Source organism: Reichenbachiella agariperforans (assembly GCF_900142205.1).
GTDB classification, from domain to species: domain Bacteria; phylum Bacteroidota; class Bacteroidia; order Cytophagales; family Cyclobacteriaceae; genus Reichenbachiella; species Reichenbachiella agariperforans.
Window position 1 is genome coordinate 170506 of sequence record NZ_FRAA01000003.1, and the last position, 24945, is coordinate 195450.

14 protein-coding genes are annotated in these 24945 nt (G+C 44.7%); 4 read left to right on the top strand and 10 right to left on the bottom strand.

Going from position 1 to position 24945, the window contains the following annotated elements; translation table 11 throughout:
- Positions 1-23: 23 nt before the first annotated feature.
- From BUB99_RS09950 to BUB99_RS09975, 6 genes are all read right to left on the bottom strand, one after another.
- Positions 24-1709: a DUF5107 domain-containing protein gene (locus tag BUB99_RS09950; RefSeq protein ID WP_073122070.1), complete on the bottom strand. Its 1686-nt coding sequence runs from the start codon at positions 1707-1709 to the stop codon at positions 24-26.
- Positions 1710-1777: 68 nt separating this feature from the next.
- The gene (locus BUB99_RS09955) at positions 1778-3328 is read right to left on the bottom strand and encodes a RagB/SusD family nutrient uptake outer membrane protein (protein WP_073122073.1); all 1551 of its coding nucleotides are present in this window, start codon (positions 3326-3328) and stop codon (positions 1778-1780) included.
- A 19-nt stretch (positions 3329-3347) separates the two neighbouring features.
- Positions 3348-6440, bottom strand: a complete 3093-nt coding sequence (locus BUB99_RS09960; protein ID WP_170863773.1) for a SusC/RagA family TonB-linked outer membrane protein — start codon at positions 6438-6440, stop codon at positions 3348-3350.
- A 31-nt stretch (positions 6441-6471) separates the two neighbouring features.
- A complete protein-coding gene (locus tag BUB99_RS09965) occupies positions 6472-7284 on the bottom strand; it encodes a glycoside hydrolase family 16 protein (protein WP_073122077.1) in 813 nt (270 codons plus the stop codon).
- 5 nt (positions 7285-7289) lie between these two features.
- Complete coding sequence (locus BUB99_RS09970; RefSeq protein ID WP_073122079.1) at positions 7290-8399, bottom strand: glycoside hydrolase family 16 protein; 1110 nt, start codon at positions 8397-8399, stop codon at positions 7290-7292.
- A gap of 65 nt (positions 8400-8464) precedes the next feature.
- Positions 8465-9973 (bottom strand): PKD domain-containing protein, encoded by a 1509-nt coding sequence (locus BUB99_RS09975; RefSeq protein WP_073122081.1) that lies wholly within the window; start codon positions 9971-9973, stop codon positions 8465-8467.
- 246 nt (positions 9974-10219) lie between these two features.
- On the opposite strand from BUB99_RS09975, the gene BUB99_RS09980 reads away from it, so the two are divergent.
- From BUB99_RS09980 to BUB99_RS09990, 3 genes are all read left to right on the top strand, one after another.
- Positions 10220-13147 carry a triple tyrosine motif-containing protein gene (locus BUB99_RS09980; RefSeq protein ID WP_073122083.1) on the top strand — a complete coding sequence of 976 codons (2928 nt, stop codon included), beginning with the start codon at positions 10220-10222 and terminating at the stop codon, positions 13145-13147.
- Positions 13148-13443: 296 nt separating this feature from the next.
- Positions 13444-15798: a beta-glucosidase BglX gene (bglX, locus tag BUB99_RS09985; protein WP_084190487.1), complete on the top strand. Its 2355-nt coding sequence runs from the start codon at positions 13444-13446 to the stop codon at positions 15796-15798.
- Between the two features lie 132 nt (positions 15799-15930).
- Positions 15931-17319, top strand: a complete 1389-nt coding sequence (locus BUB99_RS09990; RefSeq protein WP_073122085.1) for a serine hydrolase — start codon at positions 15931-15933, stop codon at positions 17317-17319.
- Positions 17320-17645: 326 nt separating this feature from the next.
- On the opposite strand, the gene BUB99_RS09995 is transcribed toward BUB99_RS09990, so the two are convergent.
- The 3 genes from BUB99_RS09995 to BUB99_RS10005 form a co-directional block, all read right to left on the bottom strand.
- Positions 17646-19340, bottom strand: coding sequence for a sodium:solute symporter family protein (locus BUB99_RS09995; RefSeq protein WP_073122087.1), 1695 nt, complete (start codon positions 19338-19340; stop codon positions 17646-17648).
- A 5-nt stretch (positions 19341-19345) separates the two neighbouring features.
- On the bottom strand, positions 19346-19606 hold the full coding sequence (locus BUB99_RS10000) for a DUF4212 domain-containing protein (RefSeq protein ID WP_170863774.1): 261 nt from the start codon (positions 19604-19606) through the stop codon (positions 19346-19348).
- 236 nt (positions 19607-19842) lie between these two features.
- Entirely contained in the window at positions 19843-22701 is a 2859-nt protein-coding gene (locus BUB99_RS10005) for a M16 family metallopeptidase (RefSeq protein ID WP_073122090.1), read from the bottom strand.
- 271 nt (positions 22702-22972) lie between these two features.
- Here BUB99_RS10005 and BUB99_RS10010 point away from each other — a divergent pair, with 271 nt between their 5' ends.
- Positions 22973-23968: a cadherin repeat domain-containing protein gene (locus BUB99_RS10010; protein WP_073122092.1), complete on the top strand. Its 996-nt coding sequence runs from the start codon at positions 22973-22975 to the stop codon at positions 23966-23968.
- Between the two features lie 113 nt (positions 23969-24081).
- Here BUB99_RS10010 and BUB99_RS10015 read toward each other — a convergent pair whose 3' ends face one another.
- On the bottom strand, positions 24082-24882 hold the full coding sequence (locus BUB99_RS10015) for a ThuA domain-containing protein (protein ID WP_245816823.1): 801 nt from the start codon (positions 24880-24882) through the stop codon (positions 24082-24084).
- Positions 24883-24945: the final 63 nt, after the last annotated feature.

Consider the following 24945-nt stretch of genomic DNA (forward strand, 5'->3'; position numbering starts at 1 on the left):
TTCAGTATTGCGGTTTACGCTTATTAGCGTACCGCTATTTTTCGGGTGACTACCGAATGACCGTCTGCTACACGCAGCAGATAGATACCTGCCTCTGATAGCTGGATATCGATCTGACTATCGTCTACTTGTGCCTGTTGCACCGTTTGCCCATTGAGATTGTAGACTTGATACGCATAATGTCCAGGTTCTGTCATTTGTGCCATGATACGCTGATTACCCAAGGCATGAATAGCCATTTGATTCAAATCTGGGCCAGCTATATCAGCATGCAGTACCGTCCCAACATAGATTTCTCTGGCACTAGACAGGATCACTTCATCTTCTGTATTACGCAATTCAAGACTAGCCATATAATAACCCGCTGAGATATCCTCAGCTGTCAAATCATAATCAGCTGTTTGACCGAGGGCATCAAAAGCAATCTCCTTTTCTACCGTAAATCCAGAAGGGTTATCCAACGACAAAACCAACGTATATACCGCATCGGACTGAAAAGTATTGAGCTCATACCCTAAGCTTTGCGACGCTTCGTTCCACAGGAGATGCAACGCCGCATGATAATCCATGGCATCTATGCCCGTCATACCGACGGTGGCACAGTAGCTTTCCTTCCAACTCTTTTGTTCGTTGGCACTGAGGGTCTCATCCGTAAAAAAGGATTCAGAAGCACCCGCCCACAATTCGATGTAGTTATCTGCTCCCCCATTGTTGAAATCAAACATATTGTTGTCCACATTGTTTCTCCCCCATGTCCAGAGTTTCACACCTGGTGTCTCTTGGTTGTCCGAGATGCGCATGATTCCCTCCTCATTTTCATGATTGATGACGCCCCAATAGTTGGCCTTGAAATCCGCAGCATAAGCGATCCCCATGTCCACCCAATCATCGAGGTAAGCAATGTCGCTCATCGCATAGTGAGTGTTGTAGTTGCCGATCCATGCACCAGGGCTCCAGGCGGCAAAGTACTCTTCGGACGGAATGATCATTTCGGAATTGAGCGGTGAAGCGGTCTTTCCCACCTCAGAACCGGGAGTTAGGGTGGTACATGTCCAATACTCGTAGTTCACACTTTCCGCCTCGTTGTTAATGAGTTTGACATCAAAATCCCACGACGCACTATGACTGTAGACGCTTACTTCTACGACACAAGTGATGTTGGTCGTACCGTTGTTGAACCCTCCCGGTGCACCGTCAAAACTCCTCTCGTCGGTGTATTGCATCTGGATCGTGACGGTATCAGTGGTATTTTTCACCACCGAATAGTCCCACGGCACGAGCCAAGCCTTGCCGTGCTCTGGCTCTGGAAAGGTCGGGAAAATCCCTCCCCACACCATCAGCCAATCATAGTAGAAATTGCCAGCATTCATTCCATAAGGAGAACCGCATTCGCTCTGATAGAGGTACTCGTGCTGCGTAGGCTTGTAATAATGAGACAGGACTCGTGCGCCATACTCTGGCACGACGACCAATCGGATGAGGTCATTTTCGATGACTTTTGCTCCCGAAAAGGAAACCTCTTCGATATCCGTATTGTCAGTAGTCCATGTATCCATACTATAGTCAGGATTCAAGGCATAACTATGATGCTGCCAGGTCACCGTAGTGTCCCTCAAGATGACTTGGGCTTGTGACGAGGTATAAGATAGACCGACAATCAGTAACGACAATAGGAGGTATAATGAATTGACTTTTTTCAAATAGTTCATGGTAGAATAGGATAAAAAAAAGGAGGCAGTGCCTCCTTCTAAGTATGAATAAAACGAGCTACAATTTTTTAGTACCCGTCGTTCTGTGTGAAGTTGCCATTGGATAAATCCAATGCATCTTGCGGGATCGGTAAAAATCCTCTCGTTGCAACATCAAAGGTTACATCGAAGTTAACTTGCTCACCTTCGTATAATGGTCCGCGCTCTCCCACCTGTGTCAATTCGGACTCTGCGTAGGTCAATCCTTTTCGGAGCAGATCAAAATACCTCAACCCCTCCAAGGCCAGCTCCAATGAACGTTCGTTGTAGATGTTGTCAGCGGTGGCAGGTATCGACGGTACGCCAGCACGCGTTCTCACTCTATCGAGATAATCTTGTGCATTGGGGCTCCCCAATTCTGCTGCCATGAGCAAGACATCAGCAAAACGAATCACTCTAAAGTTCGTCTTTCTGTTCAGCTCCAACGAACCATCCGTACCCCAGTGCTCCTTGTCCGAAGTGTACTTCTGAGAAAAATAAGTCGTGTGCTGAAAACCATGATCCACCGTCGTATTAATTTCTGACTCGTTGAGAATCGTAGCTTCCAACCGAACATCCGCTGGATCAAAAGCCTCTACGACTTTGTACGAAACAGGTGCATAAGACCAACCTCTATTCCAGTCACCTCCACCTCCAGCACGTGGTCCCTGTAACTGAGCCGCTAGGTTACCTTCCCCTCCAGGGATGTATCCCCAGTCTCCCCATCCAGGTGAATCTCCATAACCAATCTCAAACACGGACTCTATACTATACTCTGACTCCAACCTAAACAACATGGCGTAATCATCTAGCAAGTCGTGCCCACTGTTGGCGATGACATCTTCTAGTTCAGCCAAAACCGCTGCTTTGTTTAAAGTCACATCACCTGCAATCAAATCTTTGCCATAGACTCCATTGTAAAACAAGAATACTCTTGCCAACAAAGATTTTGCAGCCCATTTGCTCAACCGTCCCGTTTCGTCAGCAGCAATTACCTCTGGCAAATCCTGACTAGCCTCGTACAAATCAAGCGCGACCTGATTGTACACCACCTCTGGGTCTGCTTGAGGCATGTTATAATCAGAGCCTTTTACAGTTTCGGTCATAAAAGGAATATTCTCAAAAAACCTCAACAACTCAAAGTAAGAGTAAGCCCGACAAAATTTAGCTTCTGCAGATGTTCTCGCTTTGAAATCATCACTGGCATCTATGCCTTCTATTTTCTCCAAAAAGAGGTTGGCTCTATATACACCTACATAGTTTTTCTTCCATATAGTGCCTGTTTGAGGATTCTCTGCAGGGGTATTGAAGGTATTGAGCTGCTGATAATTGAATCCATCGTTGGCATCACTCCCACCTGCAAAAGCATGGTCTGACAACACGTCAGAGACCGTAAGTACTGGCGCCCAGGTCGTCGCATGAGCCTGTGACTGTATCCCGTCATATACTGACATCAATGCTTGCATGGCATCTGTCTCAGTTTGGTAAAAATTTTGAGAATCTGGGTTGATCAAATCTGGTCGATCCAAGAAATCATCCGAACAACTCAATAGCATGAATGAAGCCAACAGCGATAAAATATATTTATTATATGTTTTCATAATTCAAATTCTTTTAGCCTTAAAATGTAATGGATGTACCCACTCTGAAGGTTCTCGCCTGTGGATAGACACCTCTATCGATCGCGATATCAAATGCACTGATCGCACCGATCTCTGGATCTGCACCACTATAGTTAGTCAGCGTAATGACGTTCTCGGCAGACACATAGAATCTCCAAGTGTTGGCACCTATTCTGTCCAAAATACTATTTGGTAGCGTGTAGCCTAATTGGATGTTTTTCAACCTCAGATACGATCCATCTTCGATGTACAAATCAGAAACTCTGTTGTTATTATTGGTATCCGTCCATGTGAACCTCGGCGTGCTCGTGCTTGGGTTTTCAGGTGTCCATCTATCCAACATATCTGTAGGCATGTTGGTATAGCGCAAGTCACGTCTCTGCTGTCCCGCAAAAATATCATTGCCCAAAGACCCCGTAAACAAGAAGGAGAAATCAATCCCTTTGAAATCCAATGAACCATTGAGCCCAAAAGTCCAATCTGGTGTCGGGTTACCAATGTTGGTTCTGTCTTTGTCATCGATAACGCCATCATTATTCAAATCCACAAAACGAACATCCCCTGGTACAGCCTGAGACTGGAGTGGCTCACCCCCTGGCCCTATGTGCTGAAATACTTCTGCGTTGCTTTGAAATATACCATCAGTCTTATATCCATAGAAATAAGAGATCGGCTCTCCTTCGATCGTGTTGGTCACTGGTCCTGCCACTGCCCAACTCGCTCCTGGGATGTTGGCGTTACCCGTCCCGTCAATCTTGGTCATCGTATTTTTGTTGTAGGTCGCATTAGCACCAATGGAGTAGCTCAATTCTCCAGCTGCATTTCTGAAATTCAAAGACATCTCTATCCCTTTGTTTTCTACCGAACCTACGTTTTGGTAGGGAGCACCGATACCTGCATGTGGCTGAATAGCAGGATTGTAAAGAAGTTTGTTGGTCGTCTTATTGTAGACATCTACCGTACCTGTTAGTCGGTTGTCCAAGAGTCCAAAATCAATCGCCAAATCTATCTGATTAGATTCCTCCCACTGAATATCGGCATTGGCCGCATAGGCGGGAGAAGCCCCTACTGTATAACCACTACCGAGCGTATATCCACGTGTATAATTCATCGGTGAAGCGTAACGGAATCTAGGAATAGATTCGTTACCGTTGATCCCCCATGAAGCACGGAATTTCAATAGATTGATCGGCCCCAAACTCTGCATAAATGCCTCGTCGCTCAGCACCCACGCCACACCTAACGAAGGGAAATAGCCATACTTGTTGTTGTCACCAAACTTGCTAGAACCATCTCTTCTCAAAATAGCCGTAAAGGAATATCTGTCTTTGAAGTCATAGGTAACTCTACCAAAATAAGAAGACAGTGCATCTTCGGTAGCACCACCCCATGCATTAGCGACTGTATCTTGTGCTTGATCGATGTACACATGATCATAATCTAGCAAAGGTGCCTTGTCTTTCGATCCACCTATATTTTCATAGGTTCTCTCCTGTGCAGAGGTACCTACTAGCACAGCAAAATTGTGATCTCCGAGCTTCTTAGAATAGGTAATGGTATTGTCCCATTGCCAATTAAACCATCTCTGCGCTTCCTTAGTCACACTGGTTCTTTCCAGATTGCCCTGTGACCCGTTGAGATAAAATATGGGCGTAAAATTACTGTTAATTCCTATCGCCAAATCGATAGAATAGGCCGTTCTGATTTTCAATCCTTTGATCGGTTGAAACTCTGCAAAGACTCCACCTACGAGCTTATCTTCGTTCCACTCACCATGCTGATTGTCTATCAGTGCTAGCGGATTTACTATTTCTGACCCTACGTTGGTAGATATTCCATACGGAAAACCATTGTCAGCGTAGAGTACAGGTTCGCTAGAATATGGACTCTGAGACAAAATATCTGGATCTTGCTCCGTGACAGGAGTCAAAGGATCAATATTCAAAGCAGAACTATACGCGCCACCAAAAGAAGTATTACTCGAAATTCCTCTCGTTGTTTTGCGGGTATAGGCCAAGTTATTCCCGAAATCAAGCCATGATGTCACCTGCTGACGAGAGTTAAATCTCGCAGTATATCTATCGAACTGTGATTTTTCTCCTCCGATGATCCCTTGCTGAGAAAAGGCTGATATGGAAGTCGTAAATGATGACTTCTCTGACCCACCTGAAATTTGAATTTGGTGATTACTTATTGGTGCATTTTTAGTAAACATCTCTTCCTGCCAATCTGTATCATGTGCAGGCAACTGTGCCAAGTCGAATGGCTCATCTAGTCCACCGTTTCTAGCTCCTTCGTTTTGCATCATTCTATACTCTTCGGCATTGAGCATGTCGATTTTCTTGGCGGCATTTTGGATACCGTAGTAGCCCGAATAGGTAACATTCATTTGTCCCTTTACACCAGATTTGGTCGTAATCAGTACGACACCATTGGCAGCTCTGGCTCCATAGATGGCAGCAGATGCTGCATCCTTTAGCACATCCATACTTTCGATATCTCCTGGGTTGAGGTAGTCGATCCCTCCGACTACCATGCCGTCTACGACATAGATCGGGTTAGCATCTCCAGTAGTACCTGCACCTCTGATCCTCACGGTAGGTGCATCTCCAGGCTGACCTGAGAGGTTGGTCACTTGCACCCCTGCGGTTCTACCTTGGAGCGCTTGCTCCACTCGTAGAATAGGTGTAGATTCTATCTGTTTGGCAGACACACTGGCAATAGCACCAGTAACTACTTTTTTGCTCTGCGTACCATAGCCGATCACGACTACTTCGGTCAGCTCGGTCATGGAGACTGCTAGACTTGCATCGATCACGCTGCGTCCGTTGATCGGTAACTCCATCACTTCATATCCCACGAAGGAAATAATAACAGCCTCTGCTGCATCTGAAATATTCAAAGTATAACGTCCGTCTAGGTCTGTCACAGTCCCGTTGGTCGTACCCTTCACGATGACTGTCGCTCCAGGAATTGTCTCCCCGTTGATTTCGTCCTTGACCACCCCTGTGATACTCGTTTGAGCGAATACCTGAGACGCCACCAAGGTCATCAGCAGCACTGCTAAATATTTTTGTATACGTTTATTCATGTCTTTCATATTTTGTTTTGGCAATCAATTCTCATTGATATACTCTTACATAATCCACTTCCATTTTGACTGGCAGTGCTGTCGGGTCTATCCCCTTCAAACCTCCCCAGTTGCCCCCAAAGGCTATGTTCATCAGCAAGCGAAAACGCTGGTCATAAGGCCACTGCGCCGATGACTTGTTTTCGTTTTGATAGGTAAAAAATAGATTCTCATCCACATAGACTCTGTACTCATCTTCGTCCCATTCCAAGATGTAATTGTGAAAAGCAGTATCACAATCTGGTACCGCTATCGCCGTGTGCTTTTGCGTCCCTTGCGCACCATTATACATACCGGTATGTGTTGCTGACACCACACTATCTGGATCGTAACCGACATTTTCCATGATGTCGATTTCACCACTGTGTGGCCAGCCTCCATATATCCATTCGCTCGGGAGCATCCATAGTGCAGACCAAGTCCCCAGCGCTGAAGGTAGTTTAGCCCTGAACTCAAAGCGACCATATTTCCAACCCTTGTTGCCCGTAGATAAAAGTCGCGCTGAAGTGAATAGACTATCTATTTCACTATCCTGACGCAACACAATGATCAGTTTGCCATCTTCGACATAGGCATTGGCTGCATCACTCGTGTATTGCTGCAATTCATTATTGCCCCATCCACAATTGTTGGGACAACCATCACCTAAATCATAAGTCCATTTGGTCGTATCAGGCACGCCTGAGTAATCAAACTCATCCGACCAGACCAGTGTACTGTACTTTTTATCCTTGTCATCTGTAGCTGATAGACAGGATCCCAAACAAATGAGACTTAATAACACAAGGCTATTGATTCTGTTCATTTCCCTTAGTTGTTTTGAAACATCCTGATATAATCCACCTTCATCGTCTGTGGGAATGTAGTAGTAGCGTCCGGACTTCCTGGCCAATTGCCACCCACTGCGATGTTCATGATGAAGAAATAATCCTTGTGAAACTCACTCAGTTCATCTGACGTGGTATCAATTACATTGAACTGCTTATCATCGACATACCAAGTGATTTTGCTCTCATCCCATACGATCGAAAAGACATGGTACTCGTCTGCAAAAACCCCAGATGACAGTTTGGTCCCTTTGCCATAGCTGGCATAGTTGCCTCCATGCTCCCAGTGGACAGTCCCGTGAACTTCATCATCTCTGTCCGTGCCACCGACCAACTCCATGATGTCGATCTCCCCACAGGCCGGCCAAGTGACAGTCTGATAATTGGCGCCTAGCATCCATAGTGCCGGCCACAGACCTTGTCCTTTGGGCAACAAAGCTCTAATGTCAACTCTCCCGTAGGTGAACTCTTGCTTCTTGGCTGTCACCAATCTAGACGAGGTATATTCTCTACCCTGAAATGATTCCTTTTTCGCTGTGATGGTTAAAACACCTTCGCCAACCGTCGCGTTTTCTTGACGATAATACTGAAGTTCGTTGTTACCCCAGCCATTGCTACCTGTACCTGTTTCGTAACTCCAGTCTGCGGTATTGAGTTTGTTGCCATTGAATTCGTCATGCCAGACCAGATCCATTCCCTCATAACTCGTAGGAGTCGAATATCCATCTTCCAAATCAATAGGGCCTCCTTGGTCACCTACCTGAATATTAACTTCTTCGCTTTTGCTGACATAGCGACCAGATTCTCCGTAGGCTCTAACCTCAATCTCATAGATACCAAAAGTGGAATAAGTATAAGTCAATTTGCCATCCACGCTAAACTCGAATGACTCTGGATCTTCTCCCATGTAATAGTGATACTGTGTCACATTGTCGCCAGTAGCCACGATATCTACTTGGCCAGACCCATCTTCGGAGACGGTGACGTCTATCACTAGATTAGAAGGGTTGGAAGTATCTATCTCTCCAGATTCTTCTTCACAGGAAATTAAAAATAAGAAAGCGATCAATATCGGTATGTAGAATTTCATCATCGGATTGAAATAAGAAATGAAGCAGTGTACGCGCGCGTACACTGCTGAGTATTATGAAAAGGTTCTTATTCGAATTTCAAATTCCTCACATAGAATGTACCTGCTACACTATGTCCCGCACCACCTATGTTGATGTAGAACATATCAAGGTCCGTACGATCTTTGGGAGAAGTCCCCTCTGCTGGAGCAGCAGTTGGCGTATCAATCTGATAGGTCAAAGTAACCCAAGTGTCAAGTTCCAATTCATCTGAAGTATACTTGTAAATCGCATTCCACCATTCTTGAGTAGCACTTTGGTCCGCTATTCCTAGTTCTACAACTTTAGTTAAAGTAGTAGAGTAGTCGTTTGAGCTTGGTAAGTAGACCTCTAATGAAATGGTCGTCAAGTTATCGAACTGGATATCCTTAGCATCAGGACTCGTCATCAACTGTGCCTCTTGATAATCTTCTGCTACACGGTCGAACTGACCTACTTTAGCTGCCGATGCGTCAGCAGGGTCATCTGCGCCGACAGTGATCAACGAATTACCAGCAATAGCACCTAACTCTACAAAATCAGTCGCCGATGCAAAAGAATGTGACATGGTTGCTGGACTAATATCTGCTAAATCTTCACCAAAAACTGGTGCTTCAGTTAGTAGATCGGGCTCATCTGCAGGGTTTTCATAACTCACATAGATTGCTTTCCAATATTGACCATCATACTGAAAACCAACATGCAGTGTATCTACACCACTCTCTTCACCATCCATCAGCGTAGCAGAAAATGAAGTACTAGCTGGAGGAACTACGCCTTTAATATTGTATTCAGTAGTTCCTAACTTATATAATCCCATCCATGCTCCAGAACCAGTCAGTGTTATACTTCCTTCTGTAGAATTGTACTCATAACTATGTGTGTCAGACGACATCCAAGAGCTATAATCAACACCATCTACGGTCATGTTCGCAACAGACTCTTCGAAACAGGTCTCATTTAAATCCGCCTTATCAGAATCAGCATAATAATCAGCCTCTCCCCAAAAAGTACCATTTCCATTGTATTCAAATTGGCCATCTCTGCTGAATATGAATTCATCATCATACAAGCAGTTTCTAGAACCATCGTTAACCATTGCCCACCAAGAATACCAAGTCGCTTCATCAGGGCCAATTCCTAGCGATGCACCATCTCTTAACAATTTCCAAGTTTTAGAAGTAGTACCTGCTAAAAGGGTCAGTTGAGCATCAGGATCTTTAATCGTCAATTCCGAAGAAAATTCAGCTTCTACACCCGCATCGTTAGCAGCTGTTAAAGTCACAGTATATTTTCCACCAGCAGTGTAGGTGTATACTGGATTTTCCTCAGTAGAGGTTCCAGTCTCATCACCGAAATCCCACGTGTAAGTTGTTGCGTTTTGAGAGAAGTTGGTAAATGAAACTTCAAAGAAATCAACCTCATCTACAGCAGCCTGAAAGCTGGCGATGGGATCTTTTGCCTCTGGCTCTCCGCCTTCATCAGTAGAACATCCCATCATCACAATGCCCATGATCATCATAGACATGAGTGCGTAAATTAGTCTTGTTTTTTTCATGCTTAGAAAATTTAGTTTTTAGTAATTGTTCTTGGAAAGAGGTCAGAAGTCTTTCGGTTTCCCGCCTCATCCATGGTTACAATTATGAGAAACTAAATCACAGCACTTCAAAATAGAGCCTGCACAATAATACATCAACATCAAAAATAGAATACATCAAAAACTCATCAATGAGAGTCAATAATAGCTTTTGAAGCAAATAATCCACATATTTATCATGAAAGATTAATTTACATTTTCCCGACAATGAACAAAGCGACTACATCACTGCTATGCGCCATCCTGTTATTCATATCTCTATTCAGCTCTTCGGCTACCGCCGATGATTACAAGGGGATCCCCTTCATCACCACCTATCTCCCCAAGCAATACAATGCGGGAATGCAAAACAACGACCTACTACAGGATCAGCGGGGAGTCATCTACATCGCCAACAACTACGGGCTACTAGAGTATGATGGCAGCAGATGGCGTATCTACTCCGTCAGCAACGGTACGAAGGTCAGATCCGTATCCTTACACGCCAATGGTAGTATATATGTAGGTGCACAAAATCAGTTTGGTTACTTCTTTCCTAACGAAGAGGGTCTCATGACCTACCACTCACTCTCTGACCTACTCCCAGACAATCAACAGCAAATAGGAGAAGTATGGAAGTGCTATGTGATCGAAAAAAACATATACTTCTGCACAGACACACACATCTACAAGTATGATGGTCGATCCGTCTCTATAGTAGCACAGGATATAGAAATCGGCTCTTCTTTTGTGATTGGCAACCAACTCTATATCTACCAAGAAAACAAAGGGCTGTACTACATCGAAAAAGACCACCAAATCATGGTCTATGGCAGTGAGAGGTTCATCAACAAACGTATCGCTGGGCTTCTGCCCCTAGCCAATGATCGGTTTTTAGTTTGCACCGAAGAAAACGGTTTGTACTACTACAACGGGAGCAAATTTGAAAAATGGAAAGTTGGCGCGAGCCGCTTGCTCACCTCGGTCTTTATCCAGACTGTCTTGTCACTATCCAACCATACCATTGCGATCGGTACGCGCAACAACGGTATATTCCTCATCAGTAATGAAGGTGAGATTCTCGCCAAACTAGACAAGGAAAGAGGTTTCAACAACAAAGCCATCTTCGGTCTCATGGAAGATGAATTTGGCAACCTGTGGGTAGGACAAAACAATGGACTAGCCAAAATCGAAATCTCCTCTCCTTTCACTTACATCAGCCAGCAATTTGATCTTGAGGGAGCTGGCTACTGCAGTTATGCCAACAAAGACGGTCTGTACTTGGGTACTAACAATGGACTTTACCTCATAAATAACAACAAAGAAACCCAGAACAATCTCAACGACTACAGCACCAGCAAGCCCATGAATGGTCAAATCTATTCTATTCGAGAACTAGAAAACAAAATCCTTCTCGGGCATGAAGATGGGGCTACCTTTTTAGAACACGGAGTGGTCAATCAGTTCTCTACCACAGAAGGTGCATGGAAATTCATCACACCACAAAACAACTCTTCCCTACTCCTCGAAGGAAATTATCTAGGAATGAAAGTCTATAGAAAAGAAAATGGACAATGGGAAAGCAATGGGCTACTCGAAGGTCTTAGGGAATCTTCACGTGTTTTTATTGAGAACGTGGACGGTTCTATCTGGATGACGCATGGCTATAAAGGCGTTTTTAAAATCTATCCAGCCAAAGACTACAGCAAAATAGACTCAGTACGGTTCTACGGCGAAAAAAATGGTTTTGCTACCAACCGGCTGATCAATGTCTTCAGCATCAACAACGAGAATATATTCTGCTCTGGAGAAGGAATCTATCGCTATGACAAAGAAGGTGACAAATTCGTCCTACACGAGAAGTTCACAGACATCTTTGGATCTAAAATTCATATCCGTGAAATGCAAGAGGACGCCAATGGCAATATATATTTCATCGCCTCAAACTTTTCAGGCCTCTTGACCAAAGACAAATTCAATGACTACAGCCTTGATACCAAGATTTTCAACAAGATTCATAGCAAACTGAATGATGATTTGGAAGACATATCTGTATTGGACTTTGGCAATGTACTATTTGGTGCGCACGAAGGGTTCATTCATTTCGATCCCCAAAAACAATCCGTCCTACTAAATCCCATCAAAGTACTGATCCGACGTGTTTTATCTACCAATGATGACTTGATCCTCTTCGACGGTAGCTTCCAGACCAAAGGTGAGGTAGTCTCCAGTCAACCAGCCTCTGTACTACCCGAGTACAGTTACAGTGAGAATTCCGTGCTTTTTCAATTTAGCTCCAACTTTGTAGACGAAGACATGAAAACTGAGTACAGCTACTATCTCAAAGGGTACGAGGACAACTGGTCTGCATGGACTATAAACACAGAAAAGGAATACACCAATCTCCGTGAGGGGGAATACGAGTTCACCGTCAAAGCCAAAAACATCTATGACATAGAAAGTGAAATCGCCAGCTACCACTTTAGTATCAACCCTCCTTGGTACCGCACCAAAATCGCCTACTTCTTATATTTTGTGCTATTCGTCGGGAGTATCAGTACTGTCGTGATTTCGCAAAATGTAGTACACACCAAAGAGAAGAAAGTGATGAAACTGACTCAAAAGAGAGAATTGATCCGAAAAGACAATGAAATCGTAGAGCTATCCGAAAAGTCTAAAGCAGAAATCATGAAGCTTCAAAACGAGAACTTAGAATTGGAAATCAACACCAAGAACAAAGAACTCGCCAGCTCTACCATGAACCTGATTGATAAAAACCAGCTTTTGACAGGTCTCAAAAATGACATCAAGCACATCCTGGATCAAGACAAGAAAAACAGCAATACCCGTTCGCTCAAAGAAATGCTCAAAAAGATTGACCGCAGTATCACACACGATGACGAATGGGAGCACTTCCAACAGTACTTTGATCAGGTACATGGGGACTTTACGACTAGACTCAGACAAGCCTATGCCAACCTGTCTCCTCAGGAGGTCAAACTATCCAACTATCTAAGAATGAGTCTATCTACCAAAGAGATTGCTCAGTTGATGAATATCACTACACGAGGAGTAGAAATAGCACGCTACAGACTCAGAAAAAAACTAAACCTTGATAGAGAAGTGAATCTTTCAGAGTTCATAGGCAGATTTTAAACCCGTAGATCAAAAAACTAAACCTCTAATTCAAGATGTATAATCAGTGCTATCAACCAACAGGTCTGATGTAATCATTTTTTTATCCCTACTGTACACCGAAAACACCTATACAGCTCAAAAACACTCATTTAAGTCCAATTGTAGTGTTTTTGAAGTAGCGCACACAAGAGCTTTGATGTATTAATGTAGGGTCGAATAATTTCGGTTTCAAGTTATAGAAACTGATTATTGTATCAAGATGCAAGCGTTCAAAACAGCTTTGTCGCTAGCACTCATTACGAAATGACTTGATTATGAACAATAGTAAACAGACCAATCCGTCCGTGACGCTGCATGAGGCGTCCTCTCAATACCAATCGAACACACACAAGATAAAATGGCTAGCCAAAACCATTGTGACGCTCACCGTGAGTCTATTCTTATTCTCGTGTGGATCCAAACAAGTAGAAAACAACGAAGAAGAAGTTTTCGTCTCAGAGCTGTTAGACAAAATGACCCTAGAAGAAAAAATAGGTCAACTCCACCAGATCACCAGTCAATGGAATATGACAGGCCCTGCTCCAGAGTACGCCCAAGGACATGAAGAAAGACTCAAGTCTGGGCTCGTCGGTTCTATGCTCAATGTCATTGGAGCAGAAGCTACGCTCAATGCACAAAAATTAGTCGTTGAAAACAGCAGACTAGGCATTCCGCTCATATTTGGGTATGATGTCATCCATGGCTACCGCACGATGTTTCCCGTTCCACTCGGTGAAGCTGCCTCATGGGATCCTGAGGTCGTCAAACTATCCGCATCAATTGCCGCTTTAGAATCTGCGGCAGCAGGTCTTCACTGGACTTTTGCACCGATGATGGATGTAGGTAGAGATGCCCGATGGGGTCGTGTCATGGAAGGCGCAGGTGAAGACCCCTATCTTGCCAGTATCCTGTCAGCAGCCAGAGTACGTGGCTTTCAAGGAGAGAATCTAGCAGACCAAAAAACGATTGCGGCCTGTGCCAAGCACTTTGCAGGCTATGCTTTTGCCGAATCAGGCAAAGACTACAACAACGTAGACATCAGCAACGCTACACTACACAACGTCATCCTACCCCCGTTCAAAGCCAGTACCGCAGCAGGTGCAGCGACCTATATGAACTCCTTCAATACCATCCAAGGCCTCCCCGCCTCTTCCAACGAGTACATCCAGCGACAATTGCTCAAAGGTGACTGGGGATTTGATGGCTTTGTCGTCTCTGACTGGAACAGCATCGGAGAGATGGTCGCTCACGGTGCGGCACGCGATCTCAAAGAAGCCGCCAACATGGCGATCAATGCAGGTTCGGACATGGACATGGAGGGCAATGCCTACACCAACTTCCTCGCAGAACTGGTGGAAGAAAGCAAAGTAGATATCAAGATCATCGATGATGCGGTCAAACGTGTCTTGACTGTCAAATACCGTCTTGGGCTCTTCGAAGACCCCTACAAGTACTCCAACAAAGAATGGGAGAAAAACACACTATACAGTCTCGGCAATAAATCTGCCGCGCGCAAAGTGGCCAGAGAGTCTATCGTCTTGTTAAAAAATGAGGAGAATAAACTCCCGATCAGCAAATCAATCAAATCCATAGCAGTCGTAGGCCCACTAGCAGATGACAAAGATGCTCCATTAGGCAACTGGAGAGCCGATGCTGTCGCCAACTCGGCAGTATCTGTACTAGAAGGCATCAAAGCCAGAGCTGGAAAAGACGTAACGATCAACTATGCCAAAGGCTGTGATCTCGTCACCAGCGAAAGAAATTTTGCAGGTGAAATCAAATTCAATACGACAGATCGTACTGGATTCGCAGCAGCAGTGGCTGCCGCCAAAAAATCCGAAATTGTATTGTTAGCCATTGGTGAGGATTGTTTCCAATCGGGAGAAGGCAGAAGCCAAGCGGACATCAGGCTCAAAGGCCTACAAATGGAACTGTTCGACGCGATCTATGCCGTGAACCCAAACATTGTCATCGTACTGATGAACGGACGACCGGTAGCGATCCCAGAGCTAGACGCCAAAGCGCCAGCAATCCTAGAAACATGGTTCTTGGGCTCAGAGGCGGGTCATGCCATAGCAGATGTCGTATTTGGTGATCACAATCCATCTGGCAAGCTTCCTATGACTTTCCCTAGGAGCAACGGACAAATCCCTATCTACTACAACGCCATGAACACTGGCAGACCTGGCCCTAAGAACGAGGTATTCTGGTCACACTACACTGACCAAAGCAATGCACCTTTATACCCCTTTGGATATGGACTTAGCTACACAGATTTCAAATATGACAACCTAGCTGTAGATAGTAGTGATCCAAGCGCAATTCAAGTTTCGGTGACGCTACAGAACACAGGAGCAGTTACCGGTACAGAGGTCGCACAGCTTTATATCCGAGATCAATTTGCCAGTCTGGTGAGACCCATCAAAGAACTAAAAGGCTTTCAAAAGGTGACTTTAAAATCAGGAGAATCCAAAAACCTAACCTTCACTCTCACTGAAAAAGAATTGGGTTTCTATGACAATGAAGGCAACTACAAAGTAGAAGACGGCATGTTTGACGTGATGGTCGGTACCAATTCTACGGACTTACTCACAGAGACGTTCCTATTGACAGCAGAGGTTGTTCAGTAAACAAATTTGCTCTTAGTTTAGACCGTTATTCCTTGGCATGTGGCACACTGGCTAATACATAGTCTGTGTGCCACATTATATCAGGTTATATAATGATGAAATTGCTTCTTTAGCCCCCCAAACGATACAAGCATGAAAAACACGATACGGATTATACCCCTATTAATTGCACTCTCACTGCTACTCTCGCGGTGCAAAGAAGAAAGCAAGGAACAACTCAAAGGACAAGTCATGGATGCCTACACCGGCGCACCATTGTCAGGCGTACAAGTTCTACTGATAGAAACGGGCACATCTGTCACGACGAATGAAAATGGGAGTTTCAAATTCGCAGAAATGGACATTACCACTCTAGTTGAGGCACAGGTGGGACTAAAGTTGACCCTAGCAGACTATCGACCGCTAGAAATCAACGCTACCATAGACACCAACAATACCATCCAACTATCTCCAGCTGACATCCCCGTCTACTACTACAATCAGCCCGTACAGCTGAGCGATGGCATCACTACAGGTACCGTTCAGGATCAGAATATGGATCAGCAGCTCATTCAAAACCTGATGGACAGACTGGTCAGAGATGAATACAAAGAGATTCACAGTCTCCTAATCTACAAAGATGACATGCTGGTAGTCGAGGAGTACTACTATGGCAACAATGACACCATCGACTTTGAAAACGGTGTGACGGTCGATCATCAACCTGCCCCTATCCAGTGGTCTCGTGAAGACAAGCACTATGTAGCCTCTGCCAACAAAGCCCTCACGGGTACGATCGCAGGAATGGTTTTGGCAGAAAAAGGAATCAGCACAGATGAAGTTATTTCGCAGTATCTACCCGACTATGCGTCTTATTTCACGGACCCCAACAAAGCGAAAGTCACCCTACACCACTGCCTCAACATGACGGCAGGTTTCCAATGGGATGAGTGGTCTGGCAATGATCTCAAAGACCTCTGGAAGTCACAGGACTTTGCCGAATTTGTCCTATCCCGAAACAATATGTCGCCTGACTCAGAGTGGCGATACAACAGTGCCCTGCCTAACCTCATCCTCAAAGCGCTAAGCAACATCGTCGATCAGGACATCAGAGACTGGGCGGACGACAACTTCTACCAAGCACTCGGTATCACTGATTACCAATGGCAGTCACAGCCTGACGGTACGCCTGAAGGATCCGCACGCATGTACCTCAGACCGCGAGATATGTTAAAAATCGGCATCACCCTGCTCAATAACGGACAATGGGACGGCCAACAAGTTATACCCCAAGCATGGGTCGCTCAATGCCTGGAAGTACAAGAAAACACCGACTCGGGCGAGTATAGTCATGGATTCTGGTTAAGATCACTGGATGGGATCAACTACCTATCTGCAGAGGGAGATGGGGGCAATTTCATCAATGTGTTTCCTCAGCAAAACATGGTCGTCGTGATGACCCAAGGCAACTACCTCAAGTGGCCTATCTACATCGACCAGATGGACGACATGTTAGAGAACTACATTTTCCCAGCGTTGTAATACGTTTTGCTGTTCCGTATACATGCTAAATCGTAATCCTAACTCAAGATTTAGCATGTGTACAGCACAAAAATAGAAATGGTTGGATACCAAAGTCCTTGAGCTTGCGCAAGCAGGGAGTTGCAGTAAGTGTAACACACGATCCAGCTTGCGCAAGCAAAAGGGCATGCTTGCCCAAGTTGAACCCTTTGCTTGCGCAAGCTTCAGCAATGATCAATAGATCCAGTTTATAAAAGAAAAACCTAGCCGGTTTATACATAGCCTAGATTCGTGCATCACGAACCTAGGCTCTTGAATTTCTCTATCTAGATCAGCATACTGCTATGCTAATGATCCTGTGCGGCACCTGCTCCGCGTGGGTAACGAATGCTCTCGACCATCTCTTGCACTTCCTCAGGTGGCGCTGGAGACATACGAGATATCACCAGTGACACCACGAGATTCACCACCATGGCGACTGAACCAAAACCCTCAGGAGATATCCCAAACCACCAATCCTCAGGCATACCACCTCCAAAACCTTGCAGTTTGTATTTGACCATATAAAACAGCATCAGCAACGTACCGATTACCATCCCAGCGATAGCACCTTCCTTGTTCATACGCTTGTCAAAGATCCCCATCACGATCGCAGGAAAAAACGACGCAGCTGCCAGACCAAAAGCCAGTGCCACCGTCGCAGCAACGAACCCTGGAGGGTTAATCCCAAAGTAGCCCGCTACTACCACAGCTACTGCTGCGCCAGCACGTGCCCACATCAACTCCTCCTTGTCCGAGATGTTAGGCTTGAGTTGCTTCTTGATCAGGTCATGCGAGACACTCGTAGAGATCACCAACAACAAACCTGCTGCTGTAGAAAGCGCTGCTGCCAGTCCACCTGCTGCAACTAATGCGATCACCCAGTTGGGCAACTGTGCGATTTCGGGATTGGCCAAAACCATAATATCTCTGTCGATAGTCAATTCGTTGACCGCAGGGTCAGCGACATACTGGATCAATCCATCCTTGTTTTTATCCTCATAGGCTATCAATCCCGTTGACTCCCAGTTGCTAAACCACTCCGGTACATCGGAATAGCTCTTCTCAGAGACCGTCGTAATCAAGTTGGTACGCGCGAAAGCAGATATAGCCGGAGCAGTCGTGTACAGTATCGCAATGAAGAGCAATGCCCAGCCCGCTGAGATACGTGCGTCTTTGACTCGTGGTACAGTGAAGAATCGCACGATCACATGAGGCAATCCTGCCGTCCCCATCATCAGTGCTAGCGTGATCGCAGCGACATCCCATCTACCTTTTGCTCCTGTAGTGTATTCTTGAAAACCAAGCTCAACATGCAGCTGATCAAGCTTATCTAGTAAAAACATCCCAGACCCATCCTCTATCGTACCACCGAATCCCATCTGCGGGATGATGTTTCCAGTCAACTGGATGGAAATAAAAATAGCAGGCACCATGAATGCAAAGATCAAAACACAGTACTGTGCTACCTGTGTGTAAGTAATCCCTTTCATCCCACCGAGCACCGCATAGAAAAACACCAAGCCCATCCCGATGAATACGCCTGTATTGATCGGCACTTCGAGGAATCTGGCAAACACCACGCCGACTCCACGCATCTGCCCTGCCACGTAGGTGAACGACACGATGATCGCACAGATGACAGCCACCGTCCTGGCAACATTAGAGTAATACCGATCTCCGATAAAGTCCGGCACGGTAAACTTGCCGAACTTGCGCAGGTAGGGAGCCAACAGCAGTGCCAATAGCACATAACCACCCGTCCAGCCCATCAAGTAGACCGCTCCGTCATAGCCCATGAACGAGATCAGTCCCGCCATGGAAATAAAAGATGCCGCTGACATCCAGTCCGCTGCAGTGGCTAGTCCGTTGGTCAAAGGATGCACCCCGCCACCTGCCACATAAAATTCTTTGGTAGACCCAGCCCTGCACCAGATCGCGATCCCGATATAGAGTGCAAAGGTTGCCCCTACGATAATAAATGTCCAAGATTGAATATCCATAGCGATTAGTTTTCGTCTAGGTTAGAAGTTTTGTCTAGGCGGTTCATCAACCACACATAAGTGAATATGAGAACCACAAATACGTATATCGACCCCTGCTGTGCAAACCAAAAACCGAGTTTGAACCCTCCGAGGCGAATCGTATTGAGCTCATCTACCCAGATAATCCCAAAACCAAATGAAACTAAAAACCATATCACAAGTAATATGACTAGATACCGGAGATTAGTCTTCCAGTAGCGCTTGTGTCCTTCATTGTCTTTCATAATCATGTCTAAATTTTCGAACTCCATCATGCTGAGTTCAATCCACAATATATAAAATGAATCAGGTTTTGTCAGTCGACAAAACCAAGGATCGAAACATTTAGATGCATAAATGATCGATTTACCCCCTATAAAAAATGAGTCCTCATCGATTAGAACCGATGAGGACTCATTTTCATTTTCCTGATGAAGAGTTTCTGACGGTACTCTCTCAGTCCCTGAAACACAAAACTTGATTATTTATTTCGGTCAATTTTATTTTCTTCTATCACTTGACCTTTCTCATCCACGTCGATGACCTCATACCCAAGTGCTTCGAGTTTCGATCGATTAGTGGCTGCATCGCCCACTACTACGATGTAGAACTTATCCTCCGCCAAGTACTTCTTCGCCAGCTTATCCAAGTCCTTTTTACCGACTGTTGCGATGATCTCGTTTTGTTGATCTACAAAATCCTCTGATAGGTTGAAATGATTGATCCTTCGAAGAAAGCTCGCTTTTTGACGTGGTGTTTCATACTTACGTGCATCACGCTGGCCAACGGCCTTTTTCATAAACGCTAGTTCTTCATCCGTGATTCCATCTTCACGATACCCTGTAATCTCTCTCATGAACTCAAAGACCGCACTATCCGTGACGTCCGCTTTTACCCCTGCCAGTGCAGTATATGGACCTGGCTCATCCTCACTATGGAAATACGTTCTAGCTCCATAAGTCCAACCTTTGTCCTCTCTCAGGTTCAGATTGATGCGGCTGTTGAATGCTCCACCGAGCGGAAAATTCATTAGGTACGCTTTATAATAATCCCCTGTCGCATCATAAGCCATGTCCGTGACATACCCGATACGAATCTCAGACTGGGGTGCATCCTTTTTGTCCACTAGATAGATGGCAGTATTCGCAGATGCTTTGGCTGCTGGCAACTCTGGCAACTTCACTTCTTTGGCCTTCCATGATTTCAAAAAGCCCAACTGACTCTTGATTTCCTTTTCGGTCACATCTCCTACTACAACCAGTTCAGAGATAGACGGTGAGTAATATTTCTCATAAAATGACTTTACATCCTCTACCGTGATCGCCTCTACAGTCTCTTCTATCCCTTCTCTAGGGACAGAAAAAATATGTTCATCTCCATAGAGTAATCGGTCATACACCAAATCAGCAATACTAGACGGGTCCTTCAGAGAAGACTTAATTCCCTCCAATTGTTGATTCTTTAGTCTATCAAAATCCTCCTGCGTAAAGGCTGGCCGCTTCAAAATCTCATCCGCCAGTTCGAGGGTTTTAGTCAAATTCTTTTTGAGGGTATTGATCGTCATGGTCGTCATGGTCGTGCTACTAGAGACGTTGATTTCACTACCGATCTTCCTCAACTCTTCCTGAATCTCTTCCGAACTATAATTCTCCGTAGATTCGTTCATCATCGCAGCAGTTAGACTCGCCAGACCAGACTTAGTAGGCGCATAGGCGTCCATTTTGTGTCCGCCATTGATCGTGAGCTGTAGCGTCACGGTCGGGATTTCATTAGACTCTGCACCGATGACCTTGATTCCGTTGGCCATTTTATCTTTCCAGAAATCAGGCACCTTGATCGCAGGGTTAGGTCCTAGCGGCGGTCTCACGTTTCTATCAAAATTATCAGGAGCAGGTTTATTGTAAGCCACCCTATCATAGTCTGTCGTAGGAAAAGGACTATCTCCTTCCATCTGTGGGACATAGTTGTCAGGCTTGGCCTTAGCCGTATTTTCATCTGGGATTACGCTCTGAATCACGCCTGGTTTCCCTTTGATGTACTGATTAAATACACGCATTACGTCTTCTTTCGTCAGGCTATTGTACCTATCTAAGTCCTCTTTGATATAGTTGGGATTACCCGTAAAAGTCTCGTAGCTCGCTAGCTGACTTACTTTTCCGCTAACACTCGCCAAACCATTGATCATATCGGCCTCACGATTGGCTTTAAACTTGGTGATATCATCATCTGTCACCCCATTTTCGGCAAACTCTTCTAAGATGGTACGCATCTCGCCTTCAAAATCAGACAAAGTCTGCCCCGGAAATGGCAATACAAACATGGTAAACTCACCTGCCAACTCACTGCATGGATGAAAAGTAGATGCCTGAATGGCCTTTTGTGTCATCACAAACTTCTTGTAAAAATATGAACTCTTGCCCGTACCCAATATCTCCGCCAGACAATCCAGCGGCGCTTCATCTGGATGGCGAGTAGGAACAGTAGGAAAGGTGAACATCAACGCTGGGAACCGAATATTGCTATCCACATACGATACATAGCGGTCTTCATCCAGCGTAGGCATCGCTAGCTTCATATCTGTCACCTCTGGACCTCTAGGGATCACCCCAAAATACTTTTCAACCTTGGCGATCACGTCTTTGGTCTTGACATCTCCACCGACAGTCAGTGTCGCATTGTTAGGTCCATACCAGCGCATGAAAAACTTTTTGAGATCAGTCACATCGACTCGATCCAAATCCTCTAGTCGACCGATCGTCAACCAAGAATAAGGGTGTCCATACGGGTAAAGTGCAGCTGCGTTGATTTCTCTCCACCTGCCATAGGGACGGTTATCATAGTTCTGGCCTTTTTCATTCTTCACAGTAGCACGTTGTACTTCAAACTTCTCTTGGGTCACTGCATCAAGGAAAAAACCCATGCGATCGGCTTCTAACCACAGCATGGTCTCTAGCTGGTTACTAGGTACGGTTTCGAAATAGTTGGTACGATCGCGGTTGGTCGTCCCGTTCATGGTACCACCTGCTTCGGTCACGATTTTGATGTGCTCTTCGTCTGCCACATGATCCGATCCTTGGAACATCATGTGCTCAAAAAAGTGAGCAAAGCCAGACTTGTTCAACTCCTCTCGTGCTGAGCCGACATGGTAGGTCACATCGACATGTACGAGCGGGTCGGAATGATCCTCATGGATGATCAGTGTCAGGCCGTTGGCCAATTCATATTTTTCATAAGGGATAATGACTTCATCGCCTTTTTTGGTGACTTTTTCGATCAGCTTGGTTTGTGAAAACGCCACTGATGACACCAGGAGGGATAATCCTAATAGTAGATATTTCATTTTGGAATTGTTAATTGAATTAAATTATGGAATGCCCATAGGTTGATTGTATTGTAATATGTAGAAATCATCAGAGATAATAAAGTCCTCAACAGACAATACCGCTACCTACGATCTTCAGTTCGTCAATTAGTGTCACTAACTGGTCAGTTTATTACAAACTACTCAAAATTTCTATCCCAATTACAACCATGTTAGGGAGTACCGTGTCTTTGATAAACACTATTTACAATTCAAATAGTCATGTATAATATTTAAATGTAACTATATTATGAATAAACTCAACCCACTACTTTCTCTACTATTGTTAATTAATCTATGTATTTTATCAGGATGCGGTAGCGGCGATGATGGAAGTACCTCATTAAATGCTCCAGATCAAACACTCACTGTACAAGAAGATATTGAATCAGGTGATCTAATTGGTGAAATCCAAGTCGACCATGCGCAAACCTCTTCGTTAAGTTTTAATATTTTATCTGGAAACGATGCAGAGATCTTTGACATGTCAAATGATGGCAAGATTTCATTGGCTGATGGTATATCTCTAGACTATGAAGAAACCGATAGTTATGAACTAACTGTTGAGATTTCAGATGATGTATCTTCCGATGAGACAATCGTCACAATCAATGTCTCGGATGTGGACGAAACAGGCATCTTAATCCTCAATGGAATCACATACGAATTTGGCGATGAAGGTATTCTTCTGGACGAAGGTGCATCTGACCCTTTCGATAATGGCAACAATACTCACTTTGTTTACAACTTCAGTTTCGCAGAAGGAGATCTAACCCAAGATGAAGAAAACGAAGAGGACTTTGAATTTACAAACATCACTCTGCTTTTTGCAACAGAACTCTACTCTCCAGGAACTGAATCTTTTAACTTGGGCACATTCGAACACGCTTCAGGAGACGCCACAGCAGAAGAACTTGACGGTAAATACTTCTTTAGAGAACTAGCATTTGCTATTGATGGAAATAACAATGGAACGACCTTAACCAACGAGGATGACGTAGAGAAAGACATCATATATCTAGCAACGTCTGGTACCGTGGAGGTAAGTTCTACCGAAGGCAATACGTATAAATTAGTGTTTGACATTACTATTTCACAGATAGATTTCGATCCAGAGCTAAACTGGTTATATGAAAATGATATAGTCCCCAATACAGAAAGGCATATGAGGTTTACTTATGATGCCCCTTTTAAAGTCGTCAGCGGCGACACCTCTGAAGAAGTAGAAGATGATGACCTCAATTAATAGCTAAGTACAGAACCCATAATAAACAAAGAAGTGGTTACCGTATAGTAGCCACTTCTTTGTTTACTAGGGGGGGTAGAATCCATACTTCCATATGCGATTCTCTGTATCTTTTATCTCTTTTTCTTCTTAGTAACTTCCTCTTGAGCCAAAGCCCCTTTGCCCGTGGCAGCCCAAAAGATACCACCATAAATATGCTCTTGGAAAATCGCATCACTGTATGTCCCTGGCAGATGTCCTAGTGCCGTGTAGAATGCTCGTCCACCATCGTGCGTATGATACCAAGACATGGGGTGATAGCCGTCCATGCCTTTGGCGACTCTACCTTCTCCCCATTGGGCTTTGTAATCATAGGTAGACTCATCCACTGTCAGCAGGTACTGCAGATTGTCTGCCTTTTCTTCCAAAAACTCATAATACTCATCCGTCCACCAGCGTGTATCAGGCATGAGTTGCATCCCTGGGAAGTTACGGTCTTCTACTTTGAGCAGTGCCGTCTGGTTGTGCGGGTGGATGTGAAACATACGTCCCACCAACTGGGTATACCATGGCCAATCGTACTCGGTATCTGAAGCAGAATGAATCCCTACATACCCCTTACCTGACTGTATGAATCGCTCGAAAACTGCCTGCTGCTCTTCGTTAAGTACATCCCCAGTGGTATTGAGAAATATCACCACACTATATTGCGCCAGTCTCTTATCGGTAAAAAACAGCCCTGCATTTTCGGACCAATCAAGTTGAAAATCGTTTCGCTCAGCAATCTCACGTATCGCTGTGACCCCTTCGTGGATCGAGCCATGGTGCCAGCCATCCGTTTTGGTAAACAACAGGGCTTTGAATTGTTGTGCTTGTGCATAAAAGGTAGTCATCACAAGTGCGAGGACGACCATTGAAATCTTATTCATCATCATGTTAGTCTTTTTATAAATCTTACTAAAACGAAAATTAACAAGAATAATTGAGTTCGTGCTTTT